Raw genomic sequence first — 13,672 nt, forward strand, 5'->3', positions numbered from 1 at the left:
GTAATCCATTGTGTATACATTGAAAGTGAGTGTGAAAACAAATGGATTCAGCACAAAGTAGTCAACCAGAAATGGCTAAGCACGCGCGGGTACAAGTTGCCCACCCAATGTTAGCCATGATGGGAATGCTAATCGGGGGCTTTGTTGGGATGTTTTCTGAAACATCTTTGAATATTGCTTTGCCCCAGTTGATGGCGCAGTTAAACGTGTCAACGGCCACGATTCAGTGGTTGGTGACCGGATATATGTTAATGGTTGGGGTGGTTCTGCCACTCTCCAGTATTATTACGAAATGGTTTACGACGCGGCAGGTTATCCTGTTTGCCCTAATTGATTTCGCAGTCGGGGCGATTATTTCCGCTTCGGCTCCCGGATTTGGGGTCTTGTTGTTTGGTCGGATGATCCAAGGGATTGCGACCGGCTTGATCTTACCCCTGATGTTTACGGTGGCGATGCAAATCTTCCCACCCTACAAGCTTGGGGCAGCCATGGGGATGGTCGGACTGGTCATCATGTTCGCACCAGCCGTTGGGCCAACCTTAGCCGGTATCGTCTTGGGAATTGCTTCCTGGCGGTGGATTTTCTGGCTGTTCGTGCCATTCTTAGTGATTGCCTTTGCCTTTGCGGTGACTTCATTAAAGAATATTGCCGAAGTGACGCGGCCCAAGGTGGACTTTTTGTCCATTATCTTGTCCACGTTAGGGTTCGGTAGTTTAGTAGTGGGCGTTAGCTTAGCTAGTGATCATGGCTGGGGTTCCGCCATCGTGATTGGCGCGTTGGTCTTTGGAATCGTCATTTTAGCTTGGTACACGCACCGTCAGTTGATGGTTGAAAAGCCTGTCTTAAACTTACGTGCCTTTGCGATTCCTGGCTTCCGGATGGGGGCCATTCTGGTCATGATCAACTTCGGGATTATTCTGTCTGCGATGTACCTGTTGCCGATGTACATCCAAAAGGGCCTGCTGATTCCCGTTGCTTTGACCGGGATCATCATGTTCCCTGGTGGTATCATGAACGCCATCGTTTCCGCCGGCGCTGGCCGGTTGTATGATCACGTGGGTGCGCAAATGCCTGCCCGCTTAGGGTTTATCATTTCAATGGTGGGGGCCCTGATGTTGGCCTTTACCTCAACGCATTCCGCTGTGTGGTATGTGATTATGGCGCATGTGATTCTGATGATTGGGGCACCGTTAGCGATGTCGCCATCCCAGACGCACGCGTTAAACGCCCTGACCGGCCCAATCGCCGCCGATGGGAGTGCCATCATGAACACCTTGCAACAGATTGTTGGGGCCATTGCCACGGCGATTGCTACCAGTTTACTGGGTATCGGCCAAGCCGCTTACCTGGCTAAGGGGACGACCAACGCCGCCGGAGCATTTGTGAACGGGGCCCACTATGGGTTCTACTTCACGTTTATCCTGGCCTTGATTGGTTTCCTGATTGCCTTACGTTTACCAAAGGCAGAACGTTAAACGAACGCTAAATAAAATGGTGTCCGACCAAGCTGGTCAGGCACCATTTTTTCGTTAGAGAAAATTACTGAGGGCAAAAACTAGGGGAATCGTACCCATGCACAAAATCGTTGAAAGGCTCATCAGGGTAACGGCCGGCGTGGTATCGCCGTGGGCCTTGAGCGTAAACAGGACCACGTTACCGGCAACCGGGCAGGCGGCCATCAGCACGGTCGTGTAGAGCGGAATCCCGCTGACGCCAAATGCCCGCAGAATTAAAATGTTGGTAATTGGAAATAATAAATTGCGTAACAGCAGGGGCCACCAGAGGCGGGGGTCCAGCGTTTGCCGGTTGAGTTTAACCGCGGCTAAACTGTTCCCAATCACGATCATCGATAGCGGCGTGTTGATGGAGCTGACGTCGGTGATGGTTTGGTTGAGCAGACTTGGCAGGTGGACGGCACTGACGAAAATGATCAGCCCCACAACAATTGCAATGATGTTGGGATTGAGTAGAATCTGGCGCCAGTTGACGTGGCGTTCACCCGGCTTTTTGGGTGTAAAGAGGGCGATGCCATGCGTCCAACAGAACAGGTTGAAGCCGGCCAGTGAGGCCACGGCGAAGAAGACACCGGTGCTGCCAAAGAGCGCGCTGGCCAGTGGCACACCCATGAAGCCGGCGTTGGAGTACACGGACCCGAAGCGCATGATGCGTTGCAGGTTGGCGTCCGCTATCCGTTTGAAGACCAGGTTGGTCACCAGGACCATGACGGCGTACGTCAGAAGAATGCCCAGCATGACCATGGCGAGGGCCTGCAGGCGGCTAGCGGAGAAACGCTGTTCAAACGCGTTCACGATGAGGCAGGGCGACACGATGTAGAGCAAGATGTTGGTGAGGTCGGTCGCCGTTTGCCCGTGCATGAAGCCGAGTTTGTTCGTCAGCAGGCCGACCGCCATGAGGATGAACATGAGGATGATTTGGTTCGAGAGCTGCGCAATATCCACGCGATTAGCTTCCTTTCAGAATGGGGGTGTTGTCAGTGCCTGATTAGGCCGATAAAAATAGCGGATGTGAGTCGGCATTATTTACCAGCGATAACCTGAAGCGCGTAATCAATCAAAAAATTCGGCGCCAGAAATAACGACATACGTTCATCTTCGGCCTAACTAGCCGGCGTGTCAATGATTGCTAGTTAATCCCCTGTCCATTAGTGCTAGAATAAGAGGTAACAGTCAGTGGAAGGCGGAATCAGCGTGACGTTTAATAAAGAATTTTATCGATCATCGAATTTTTGGGGCGGCATCGTGGCCCTGGTTTTGAGTGGGTGGGGGTTCTCACCTTTGACCGGGAACAGCGTATTTGAGTGGATTATCTCGGGTATTCTAGTCATTGTCGGCGTTTATGAGTTGTCGCGGGGGATGTTTGTCACCCCCAGTCGGCAGAAAAAGTAGGAGGAGTCATGCAATTTAATCGACGTTTTGTGCATTCATTGGATTTTTGGAGCGGACTCCTGATTATGTTTTTAATGATTTGGAATATCCTGCCATTTCGGCTAACCAGTGTTTTCTGGTGGGTCTGCTTCCTGCTGTTTTGGGGCGGCGTGTTTTACTTTGTTAAGGGGTTAGTGCGGTTGCGGTAAATCAGCGGTGACCAGACTTGATTTCTGTCAGATTACATAAAAACGTCCCTGCTGCCAAGTTGGCAACGGGGGCGTTTGTTTGAAATTAAGCTTTAACAGCCAAAACCTCATCGACATATTCACTAAAGGTCTTCGCTGGCCGACCCATCAGGGCGTTGAAGTCTAGTGGGTTACCCTTGTACGGGTGGTTGCCGTGATAGGTGGCAATCCGACCGAATTGATCGTTGGCGTGAACGGATGGGAAATCAGGCACCGGAATCAAATTGATTTTGAGCTGTTTCCCGGTCTTGTCACAAATTTCCTGCGCGTACTCGCGAGTCGTCCGGTTGCCCTTGGAGCAGAGGTCCAGTGAGCAGGCGTAGTATTCGTCATCACTCAGCAGGACCTTGACGTTGGCGGCTGCGATATCATCAAGACTGATCAGGTTAGAAGGCTGGTCGACCTTGATGAAAGTGGTCAGCACGCCGGTTTCAAAGACGCTGTCGGCACCAGCGGGAAAGTGGCCTTCCAGGTAGCCACTGGGTTTGGTGATGGTGTAATTTAGGATTGACCCCATCAGTCGGTCTTCGATTTCGTATTTTTCCCAGTGTTGGGCCAATTCCATGACCGTGTTCAGGCAGGAGGAGAAGACGAAGTGGGTGACGTTGGCCTTTTCGGCGGCACTAATGAGCCGTTCGGCCATGGGAACCATGCCATCGAGGGCATCTGGTAAAATCAACAGGACCTTGTCGACGCCGGCAACGGCCTGGTCGATGATTTCGTCACGACGCAGGTCACCAATGATGACTTGACTAGCGCCTAATTTTTTCAAAGCTGCCTCGTTAGCGGGGTCCGGGTCGACTGCCACGACGTCGACGTTGTTTTGAGCCAATAAGGGAATTACCTTTTGACCGATGTGACCAAATGATGCGGTAACTAGTACTTTCATGAGTATTTCCTCCTTAACGCCATTTGAAGATGGGGTTATTAATCGTATTGTCGTGTTTCAGAACCTTACCGTAGAGCATCTTAATGTTTTCGTCGGTTGGGTCGTAAATGGTATCGCTGTGGGCAGGCGCGATAATCTTCTTGGTCGACAGGAGCCATAGGAAGTTCTTAATGGCCTTGCGTTGCCGGTCCATTTCGGTGTTCACGAAGTCGCCCAGAATGGTCAGGTTTTTAATGAAAAATTCGCCGTAGTTCAACGTTTGTGGATTATTGTTGGCCGTGCAGAAGACGACCTTACCCAGTGGCCGAGCGAGGTGAATGGCCAGGTTCATGCCGGGATTACTGCCGGATACGTCCAGGGCCGCATCGACGCCACCGTTCAGTTTGCCGATGAGAGCTTCAATGGCCGCGGAATCATTCGGATCCAGGACAATGTCAGCGCCAGCTTTTTTGGCCGCTTGCCGCCGTTGTTCCTGAATATCAAAGGCAATGATGGGGTGCAGGCCGTTTGCCTTGGCTGCCTGAATAGCAATTTGGCCTACGACGCCGGCGCCGATGATGGCCACAGACTGGCCTAAACGTAGGTCGGCCTTGTCCAGCGTAAAGAGGGCGGTCATGCCTAGGTTGTAGAAGACGGCATCGTCCAGCTGAACGTCGTCGGGAACCGGGTAGACGGCATCTTCTTCAACGTAGGTGTAGTTAGAGTGGGCGCCGTAGACGGGCGCACCGATGACGCGGTCGCCAGGCTTAAATTTCGTGACGTCTTCACCAACCGCTTCGACGACACCGGCAGAACTGTAGCCGGGGATGAAGGGAAAAGTGGTGCCCAACACAACGTGGGCTTTGTCATTCACAAACCAACTGTTTTCACTGCTCTGACTGATCAAAGAATACTGTGTGGCAATCAACACGGTTTTGCCAGTGGGTTCACCGATTTCTTCCTCGTGATACTCCGCAACACCGGCGCTAGGCCAATAAACTGATTTCCGTAACATCTTCGTTGCCTCCCTTAATTTGCTTACAAACCCATTGTAGAAGCGTTTACATTCAAACGGAAATAGCGGATAATTGTGATAGATAATAAGTGAAACTTATAACAAGGTGGTGCCATGAAATGGATTTAGAGTCGTTAAAATACTTCGTTGACGTGGTCGACCTGGAAAATTTTACCCGGGCGGCCGAACGAAACTTTATTTCACAGCCGGCCATTAGCGCCCAAATCAAACAGTTAGAAGAGACGGTCGGGAAGCCACTCTTGTTGCGAGACCACCATCACGTGACGGTCACGCCCGCTGGTCAGCAATTTTATCGTGCGGCCCAGCGCATGCTGGCAACGTATCACGGCGCGCTACTGGATATCTGGCGGAAACAAACGACAGTACCGACTCGGCTGCGGGTCTCCTTTTACATTGCCCAACAGTTTCAACCTTACATCAATCAACTAGTCAAGTTTCGCGCGGAGTTTCCGAATGTAACCGTTGATTTGGTGGAACGCGATTCGGAACAGGCGGTGCAGGATGTGCTAACGGGGGCGGCTGACCTGGGATTTGGCATCGTCGACCATTCCGACCGGCAACTCGTCTGGAAGCAGGAGCTAGCGGATCAGCTGGTCGTCGTTGGGGGAAAGGACACGTTAGCGGCGTTGCCCCGGCGTGTGGCCCTGAATCAGTTGGTGGGGCTGACCTATCTGACGTTGACCAGTGTGCCAGCGACACAGTTTGGCCAGCTGACGGCGCAGCTCCTGCACGGCCATGATTTTGAAACGACCCAATTGGCGGGGCTGGACCTCTTGTTCACCCAGCTCCAAATGACGCCGACGTTTGCCTTACTGCCCGCCTCACAAGTGCCTCGTAACCTGACCGGGCTGGCAACGCGGGAGCTACAAACGCCGCTCCCAAATGCGATGGGAGTTGGTTGGTGTTACCAACGGCACCCCTTGGATCCCACGGTGGGGGCGTTTCTCGCCTTTGAAAATTTACTGTAAACGAAAAGCCATCACTCAAAACGAGCGATGGCTTCTTTCGTATTACTTATCTTTTTTCTTGTCGTCACTTTCGGTGTCATCCGTCGTGGTGATCTGCTTCTGTGGCGGATTGACCGTGACCTCTAACCAGTTGATGAAGGAGTTCTCGTAATCCAAGATCTTCAAGTCGAAATTCTTCAGTTGGATGACATCGTTGACCTTGACGTCGGGGTAGTTATCAATGATAAACCCGGCCATCGTGACCGTATCGGAGGCCTCAAAGCCCTTGATATCGGTGTTGAAGTAGCGTTCAAAATCGTAGGTGGTCATCTTCCCATTGACCTGGTAAGTGCCATTGGGTTGCTTGAAGATGTACTGGTCGTTGGCGTCATCGATTTCATCGCGGACGGTCCCGAACAGTTCTTCATAAATATCTTTATCCGTAATGATCCCGGACGTCCCACCGTATTCGTCAACCACGACGACGATTGGAGTCCGTTTCTTGATCATTTGTTGGAGGACTTGGGTGATGGGCGTCGTTTCGGGGGTCGTGGAGATGTCGCGAATTAATTTATCGATGCGGACGTGAGAATCCACTTGTTGTTGCCGAATCAAATCGTAATTGTAGACGTAACCCAGAATCTTATCCTTATCACCGTCGGCCACAACGGGGAGCCGGCTAAAGCGTTCTTGCAGGTAAACGTTCAAGGCTTCCTTGACGTTGGCCGTGATGTCGATGACCATCAGTTGCGTTCGGTCAATCATGATATCCTTGGCAACTTTATCGTTTAATTCGAACGCCCGTTGCATGTAAATCAAGTCGTTCTTTTCCAGTTCACCACCGGCAACGGCGCTTCTGGAAAGGTTTAAAATTTCAGCTTGGGAAAAGACTTCGTCACTTTCGTTGGCCACTTTCAGACCCATCAATTTGACGACCCCGGTTGCGCTGCTGTTTAACAGCCAAACAAACGGGTAGAAGATGACGTGGCAGTAATGTAGGGGGGTGACCACTAACATTAAAACCTTCATTGGCATATCAATCGAAATGTTCTTGGGTACAATTTCTGTAAAGACCACTTCGAGGTAGGTCAAGACCAGAACCCCGACAATGACCGCAATCGTGTGGGCCGTTGCCGTGTTCAGGTGGGCGGGCGCAATCCCGCCGAGCAACAGGTCAACGAAGAACGTTTCCCCGATCCACCCTAAGATGATTCCGGCGAGGGAAACCCCCACTTGAGTCGTTGATAAATATTCATTCAAATTGGTGACCATTTTCATGGCCCGATTCAGCTTGGTCGATGGCTTGTCTCTTTCGGCAATTTTTTCCTCCAGGGCACTAGGCCGGGTTTGGACCAAAGCAAACTCGCAGGCAACAAAGAAAGCTGCAAAAAAGAAGGTAATTAAAATAATAATTAGATTTACAACTATCTGACCGCTATCCACACATCATTCCTCATTTCATATAGTTCTATCTCTTCATTATAGCGCGTCTCACCGCCTTTTCACAGGGGGTGAATTGAAGCAAATTTTACCCTTTATGGCGGTCCGACGCAACCGAACATCGCAAAATAAGCGGAATTTTACCAAAAATTGCGTGGGTCCAGGATTGAGGGAAGGGTAGCGGTTGGCATGCAGGGAGAGTGTTGGGTGGCTTTACCAGATTGTCCGGTGAAAAAGCGAGTGTTGACGCGGTTTCTGATTGGAAATTAGATTGGCGAACGAAGTTACTCGTGTGATTGCGTATTTATATAGTAGAAATGTGATAAATAGAGACAAATATGGGATGGACTGGTTCGATAACAGAACATAGGCACGTCACCACAAATCGGCTTTATTTTCACCATCTTAGAGGTGCCTGCCAGCAGTCTACCCTGCACCGAACTAGTTAGCGTAAAATTAACCCTGACGGCGGACCATTTAACCGTCTAACTAACACAAGTCACATGGAATACTTAACGTTTGCCCGAAAAAGGACTAGACTAAAGTCAGAAACATCAAAGGAGATTTTGATTATGGCAGATACACCAAAGGAAGAAACAAAGAAACCGACCGTAGTAATTCCTGACGAGGACGTTGAAAAGGCGTCGAAGTTGGTTCTTGATCCGGGGTATGTGACGAAGAAAGATTTACCAAAGATGGCAGATTTAGAATGGGCGACCGCTTTATCTGATGCTGTAACGAAGCATTTCTTAAACGACGACGAAGACCACGATCCTTACGTCTACTTCGAACAATTTGACTTTGCTGGTGGCGATATTGATTCCATCATCTTCAACATGGACATTATCAAAACGCGTGATGCCGGCTTGCACAAGCTGTCAGAAGCGCTCGATGAAAATATCATCGACAACGATGTGCAACAAGAAACTTACTAAATTTAATCTGGAGAGTAGCTGGTGTGAGCTGGCTACTCTTTTTTTATGGCAATGAAACGTTTAAAAAACTTTAGTAAGACGGATAAAAGTCATTTACGTAGGATATATTTAGCGAGCATGTTACTATATGCTAAAAGAGAAGGTGCTCTAAATGCAAACGATGAACGTGCCAATCAGTAATATCACTGATTTGAAGAAGTCTCCTAAAAAACTGTTTGATGAAGCGGGCGACAAAAAAACCGGCGTTTATGTTTTCAATCGGGATCAGCCGGCGGGAGTTGTCTTGGCAGTGGCGGATTATGAAAAACTGGTTAATCAAAATGAGGAGCTTCAAGAAAAGTTGTTTGAAATGGAACAAGATTATCTGGTCTCGCAACGTTTACTGAAGCAGGCACAAGCCCCGACGTCCTTAGTGGATGATAAAACGGTTCGGGGTTCCGTATCTGACGAGGCTCCGGTAGTCGATGAAAATGATGGTTGGGAATGATGCCAGATAAGATTGGAGCATACGCAATTACCTACCTAGAAGAAGCGCGGAACGACTATCAAAAATTAGACGGTTCCCAGAAAGTCTTTGTCGATAAAGGACTGAATAGGATTAGGAAGTTCGGGATGCAAGCCGGGCAACCGTTAGCAGGAAGCTAATTGCCGTAAGCTGAAAAACAAGCGTATGGGATTGCGAATAGTTTTCGGACAGGCTGATCAAGAAATTCAAATCATTCAAATACAAGCCATTGGCAGGCGAGCAGATAAAGCGGTCTATCGTGACGCTGCACAGCGCTTGTCGCAGTTTAAAGAGTAGTCTTGAGATAATTAGTGAGAGATTTGGAGCAACTGGTGTGAGCCGGTTGCTCTTTTTTTATGGAGATTTTTAAAAGTCTGCCTCTTAAATTGGGTGGTGAGTCAATCACAATCAAAAAATGGGCCACGTGATAGTTAGCTTGCTCAAATTTTGTTTTCACTAGTGAAAAGCATGCAAAATCACGCGGAATATTTGTCGAAAAAGCCAAAATAATTATCCGCCAAACATTTTTGATTAATGACTTTTCAACAGATTGGCGTTTTTTAAAACAGTTCGGCTGTTTCCACGAATTGTAACCTGTCCGTTGGGAGCCACTGATTAAGCGAAGACGTATGTAAAAAGCCATCTAGTTTGGATTTAGATGACTTTTCATTGTAATTACTACATAAGATAAAGATTTAGAATATAAAGCAAAAAAGTGAAAGGCAATACATATTGCATTGCTAAATGCATTGCGATATTATTTGTATAAGCCTTTAAACAATTGACTTTCACTTCTTATCTTTATCATCTTCCATATTGTCGAGCGCATATTCACAAGCTTGAATCACAAAAGTTGAAAAGGTGACGTCCTCACCTTCAATCGCGTGTTCAATCTTTTCTACCAGTTCCAGCGGAAACCGAACTGTTTTGTTGACGGTTTCTTTACGATCATGTCGAATTTTGAATGCCATTTGCAATCACCTCCTGGAAGACAAGTTTAAGTAAAAATGTCCCGATAATATGCACTGCATAAAGCACTACGTTTTGTCTTAGATGTGAGGGTGTTCTTTGAAAGCTAGACTGCTTTTTAAGTGATTAAGGGTCAGTGGATAAAAAGAGGCTGATAGGTCACTGAGAATGGGATAGCTCTGGTGGGTTAAGGCGACGATGGTAATTGTTGAAATATTTTGAAAGTCATGTCTATACATAGGAATTTGAAATCAGGAGGAATTTAGTTATGGATGATAAGCCAAAGTTTGGGGTCAATAGTGTTAGCGATGATACCAAACCAACCAATGATGAAACAGATACGACGACTGAAAAGGTGACAGCTGAGACAGAGACTGAAACTCAGCAACCACAGTTTGGAACACAAGCAGCAGTTGATCAGCCCAAAGACTTACAACACTACGGGCATTATGTGACGCGGGTTTTCAAGCTCCAACCGGCTTCGTTCTGGATAACTCAGTACATTTTCTCGTTCATTGGTCTACTACTCTTTTCGGGCGGTTTTTCAGCGTCAGCAATGAGTCAGTGGGGTTGGTGGTTCATTTTGGACTTTATCCTCTATCCAGTGACGGTTACCGTCTTTAAAGAAATTGGCGGACTCTTTCATAAAGAACCGGGTGCAGTTGCCCGGATCTTATTTGCGACGCCCAACAATAACTCTGATGAATCAAATGGTTCAATGGTGATGATTTACTGGTTCTTCCGCTTCATTTTCTTCATGGTGAAATGGTTAGGCAGCATCATCATTGGTCCAGTCGGATTAATTTACATGAATCATGAAGCAAAAAAGATGAATCTATAAAACGTGTCGGAGTTAGGAGTGTGGCGATGTGAGAAAGCCGATTTTAGTGGGTAAGGGGTTTGGCAAACATACCTTTGATGAAGCTGTCAAGATGGTAGAAGCCGGGGGCGTAATCGTTTTTGATCCAGGTACCTATACGAACACCGATGGCTATAATATTCAGAATATTCGGATGAGGGGGGATGGCAAGCAGCCCCAAGACGTGCAAATTAACTCACATTTCAGTGTCGCAGAAAATGGCAAGTTTGAGGTCGAGAATATGCAAATTAATTTCACGGCCAATAACAATGTCATCAACGTTCAAGCAAACGGAGAGTTTATTGCTTCTAGAACGATCTTCAATTTAGACACGACGGGTGACGTTCCAACCATCTGGAACCATAACGGCAGTGTGACATTACTGAGCTCTGAGGTTAGACGAAACAGTACGGATAAATATGAAGCCCTAGATGGTGATGGGGGACATTACTTAGTTAAACAATCAATTGTCGATGGTATTTATGTCTTGAATAGTTATCTTAAGGTTGAAACCAGCCAAATCAACGGAAAAATATGGTTGTCAAATGAGGCTGAACTTGAGGGAACTGACGTGTACTTCGATGGTACCGTTCCAACAGATGATTCATCCATTAAAGTCTTTGATGGTTCGAAGCTAACCACGGAGAGCCTAATTCTTCAGGCTGAAAGAACGGGGGTGTTTGTTACCCATGGCTTCTTAACCAGTCAGAAAAGTAACATTCAACCGGAATCTAAACCTGTAATGATTATAGGGATGGATGAACAGTCAGAAGTTAATGTGCCGGGGGCAGAAGTGACGGTCGAAGCAGCCGACGGTGAGGATGATCAGACAAACTCCTACGAGTCAGCAGTCCCCTACGACGCAGAAACCAACGATGACGCAGAGCCGGAACCAACTGAAGAACCCGAGCCAGTCGTCAAAGCCATCGATCAACTGGATGGCATGATCGGCTTGACTAAGGTGAAGGAAGCCGTTCACCGCTTTATGCGGGTCGCTATTTATAATAAGAAGCGCGAAGAACAGGGCCTGCCCAGTGTCAGTCAGTCTTACCATTCCATTTACCTGGGGAATCCTGGGACTGGGAAAACGACAGTCGCACGGTTGGTTGCCCGCGTCATGCATGATGAGGGGATTCTTCCCAATGATAGTTATCACGAAGTTGCGCGTCAGGACTTGGTCGCTCAAGTTGTTGGGGGAACGGCCAAGCAGACACAGAAAATTTTGCAGGATTCTTTAGGTGGCGTGCTTTTCATTGATGAAGCCTATACGTTGTACCAAGAGGGTGGCGGGACAAACTGGGGTCAAGAAGCCGTGGATACGATTCTGAAATTTATGGAAGACCACCGCAATGACCTCATGATTATCTTTGCCGGCTATACCAAAGAAATGAAAGATTTCATCAATATGAATCCTGGCTTAGAATCGCGCGCACCAAACGTATTTGATTTTCAGGACTATACGCCCAAAGAAATTAGCACGATTGGGGTCAAGCAACTAGAGAGCAAGCAGTTTAAGTTCAACCAAGAGGTCTACACAGATGCCGTGGAAACAGCCTACAAGAGCAGTGTCGAGAACAGTAATGGTCGTTGGGTTCGTAATTTTAACGAGCAATTGGTTCAAATTGTTGCCAATAACTGTATTGATGACCCTGAGCGTGACGTCACCCTGATTTTGGATGATGATATCCATGAACTGGTTGGTGGGGATGATAATGCTAAGGCTGACAAAGTTCAGGTACTACTAGACCAGCTGGATCAATTAGTTGGGCTGGATGATGTCAAAAGCTACATCCATGACTTGGTCGAACGGGTCGCCGTGGAACGGAAACTGGCTGACAAGCTGCCGGATTCTAAGAAGCCAACGTATCACATGGTCTTCACGGGGAATCCCGGAACTGGGAAAACGACCGTTGCCCGAATCTTGGCGCAATTGTTCTATAACCTAGGAATTTTGGAAAAAGACACGGTCATGGAAGTCAGTCGGGCCGACCTAGTGGGTGCGTACATCGGGCACACGGAAAAGAAAACGCGTACAGCTGTCCGGGATGCATTGGGCGGCGTGTTGTTTGTTGATGAAGCTTACCAGTTAACGGCGCAGAATGGTAATGATTTCGGAAAACAGGCTGTGGAAACTTTGATTACAGAATTGGAAAATAATCGGGATAAATTCATTGCGATTTTTGCCGGGTATACGGATCAAATGGAGACCTTCTTAAGCGCTAATCCTGGCTTGCGGTCGCGGATTCCACTGACGCTGAACTTTAGTGATTATACCCCGGACGAAATTGGTGAAATTGTGTACCGGCGTATTTCTCAGAACTGGAAGATTGATGAGTCATTGTTGAAGCATCTGGTAGCGAATAAGTACCAGGGCCTGCCAGCAAATGAACAGGCAAATGGGCGTTGGGCCCGTAACTTTACGGACAAGCTCATCAGTAACTACAAGAACTGGTTAGTTGATCACCTGGACCGGCCTGATTTGACCGTGATTCCGGATGAAATTTTACTTGAAGCGATTCGTTAAAGTGAAGGAGCTAAACTTATGAAGAAGTTGTTAGCACTAGCTGCGGTAACTCTATCGATTGGCCTACCACTGGCATTGGATTCGCCAACCACGGCTCATGCAGCCAAGTGGCACCAGGGGACGCCCAAGGTGTTGCGTGGCACTTGGGAACGTAACAAGCGGGCAGGTCAGGGTAAGTACGCGTTTAATGCCAAGCTTGGTGTCAAAATCACTAAGAAGGGTCTTAATTCATATTGGATTGGTGATCCGCTTGTGTTGGGAAAGATGAAGTACCGCAAGACTAGTCAACACGTCTACGTTCTTAAAGGAATTGAAATGATAAATTCTTTGAAGCCATACCAGGTTCGAATCAGGCGGGTTGGCAGTCGATTGAAGTATCAAGAATATCAATTGATTAAAGGCCATGGTCACTACACTAAGGCCACGGCTTGGTTACCGAAAAAGTAGACTTAGTAA

The 13,672-nt window shown here is 47.9% G+C and carries 13 protein-coding genes; 8 read left to right on the forward strand and 5 right to left on the reverse strand.

What is annotated here, in order from left to right:
• Positions 1-41 precede the first annotated feature (41 nt).
• Positions 42-1,475 (forward strand): DHA2 family efflux MFS transporter permease subunit, encoded by a 1,434-nt coding sequence (locus ACEPST_RS06220; protein ID WP_204121967.1) that lies wholly within the window; start codon positions 42-44, stop codon positions 1,473-1,475.
• Between the two features lie 54 nt (positions 1,476-1,529).
• Here ACEPST_RS06220 and ACEPST_RS06225 read toward each other — a convergent pair whose 3' ends face one another.
• Positions 1,530-2,459 carry an AEC family transporter gene (locus tag ACEPST_RS06225; protein ID WP_204121966.1) on the reverse strand — a complete coding sequence of 310 codons (930 nt, stop codon included), beginning with the start codon at positions 2,457-2,459 and terminating at the stop codon, positions 1,530-1,532.
• Positions 2,460-2,708: 249 nt separating this feature from the next.
• Between ACEPST_RS06225 and ACEPST_RS06230 the strand changes: the two genes are divergently transcribed.
• On the forward strand, positions 2,709-2,906 hold the full coding sequence (locus tag ACEPST_RS06230) for a hypothetical protein (protein WP_204121965.1): 198 nt from the start codon (positions 2,709-2,711) through the stop codon (positions 2,904-2,906).
• Between the two features lie 273 nt (positions 2,907-3,179).
• Here the strand turns inward: ACEPST_RS06230 and ACEPST_RS06235 are convergent, their stop codons facing one another.
• Both ACEPST_RS06235 and ACEPST_RS06240 read right to left on the reverse strand, forming a co-directional pair.
• Positions 3,180-4,022, reverse strand: coding sequence for an SDR family oxidoreductase (locus tag ACEPST_RS06235; RefSeq protein ID WP_204121964.1), 843 nt, complete (start codon positions 4,020-4,022; stop codon positions 3,180-3,182).
• Between the two features lie 13 nt (positions 4,023-4,035).
• Positions 4,036-5,016: a zinc-dependent alcohol dehydrogenase gene (locus ACEPST_RS06240; protein WP_204121963.1), complete on the reverse strand. Its 981-nt coding sequence runs from the start codon at positions 5,014-5,016 to the stop codon at positions 4,036-4,038.
• Between the two features lie 119 nt (positions 5,017-5,135).
• Here ACEPST_RS06240 and ACEPST_RS06245 point away from each other — a divergent pair, with 119 nt between their 5' ends.
• The gene (locus ACEPST_RS06245) at positions 5,136-6,005 is read left to right on the forward strand and encodes a LysR family transcriptional regulator (protein ID WP_204121962.1); all 870 of its coding nucleotides are present in this window, start codon (positions 5,136-5,138) and stop codon (positions 6,003-6,005) included.
• A 42-nt stretch (positions 6,006-6,047) separates the two neighbouring features.
• Here ACEPST_RS06245 and ACEPST_RS06250 read toward each other — a convergent pair whose 3' ends face one another.
• Positions 6,048-7,427 (reverse strand): hemolysin family protein, encoded by a 1,380-nt coding sequence (locus ACEPST_RS06250; protein WP_204121961.1) that lies wholly within the window; start codon positions 7,425-7,427, stop codon positions 6,048-6,050.
• 569 nt (positions 7,428-7,996) lie between these two features.
• Here ACEPST_RS06250 and ACEPST_RS06255 point away from each other — a divergent pair.
• Positions 7,997-8,359 (forward strand): hypothetical protein, encoded by a 363-nt coding sequence (locus ACEPST_RS06255; RefSeq protein ID WP_203639725.1) that lies wholly within the window; start codon positions 7,997-7,999, stop codon positions 8,357-8,359.
• Between the two features lie 151 nt (positions 8,360-8,510).
• A complete protein-coding gene (locus ACEPST_RS06260) occupies positions 8,511-8,846 on the forward strand; it encodes a type II toxin-antitoxin system Phd/YefM family antitoxin (RefSeq protein WP_204121960.1) in 336 nt (111 codons plus the stop codon).
• Positions 8,847-9,652: 806 nt separating this feature from the next.
• Here ACEPST_RS06260 and ACEPST_RS06265 read toward each other — a convergent pair.
• A complete protein-coding gene (locus ACEPST_RS06265) occupies positions 9,653-9,835 on the reverse strand; it encodes a YlcI/YnfO family protein (protein ID WP_125765289.1) in 183 nt (60 codons plus the stop codon).
• Between the two features lie 266 nt (positions 9,836-10,101).
• On the opposite strand from ACEPST_RS06265, the gene ACEPST_RS06270 reads away from it, so the two are divergent.
• The 3 genes from ACEPST_RS06270 to ACEPST_RS06280 are packed head-to-tail and all read left to right on the forward strand — an operon-like array spanning position 10,102 to position 13,663.
• The gene (locus ACEPST_RS06270; RefSeq protein ID WP_204121959.1) at positions 10,102-10,674 is read left to right on the forward strand and encodes a hypothetical protein; all 573 of its coding nucleotides are present in this window, start codon (positions 10,102-10,104) and stop codon (positions 10,672-10,674) included.
• 28 nt (positions 10,675-10,702) lie between these two features.
• Entirely contained in the window at positions 10,703-13,216 is a 2,514-nt protein-coding gene (locus tag ACEPST_RS06275; protein WP_395390578.1) for an AAA family ATPase, read from the forward strand.
• Positions 13,217-13,234: 18 nt separating this feature from the next.
• Entirely contained in the window at positions 13,235-13,663 is a 429-nt protein-coding gene (locus tag ACEPST_RS06280; RefSeq protein WP_204121957.1) for a hypothetical protein, read from the forward strand.
• The last annotated feature ends 9 nt before the right edge of the window (positions 13,664-13,672 follow it).

The sequence above is a fragment of the Levilactobacillus sp. FUA 3915 genome (assembly GCF_044053135.1).
Lineage (GTDB): Bacteria > Bacillota > Bacilli > Lactobacillales > Lactobacillaceae > Levilactobacillus > Levilactobacillus lanxiensis.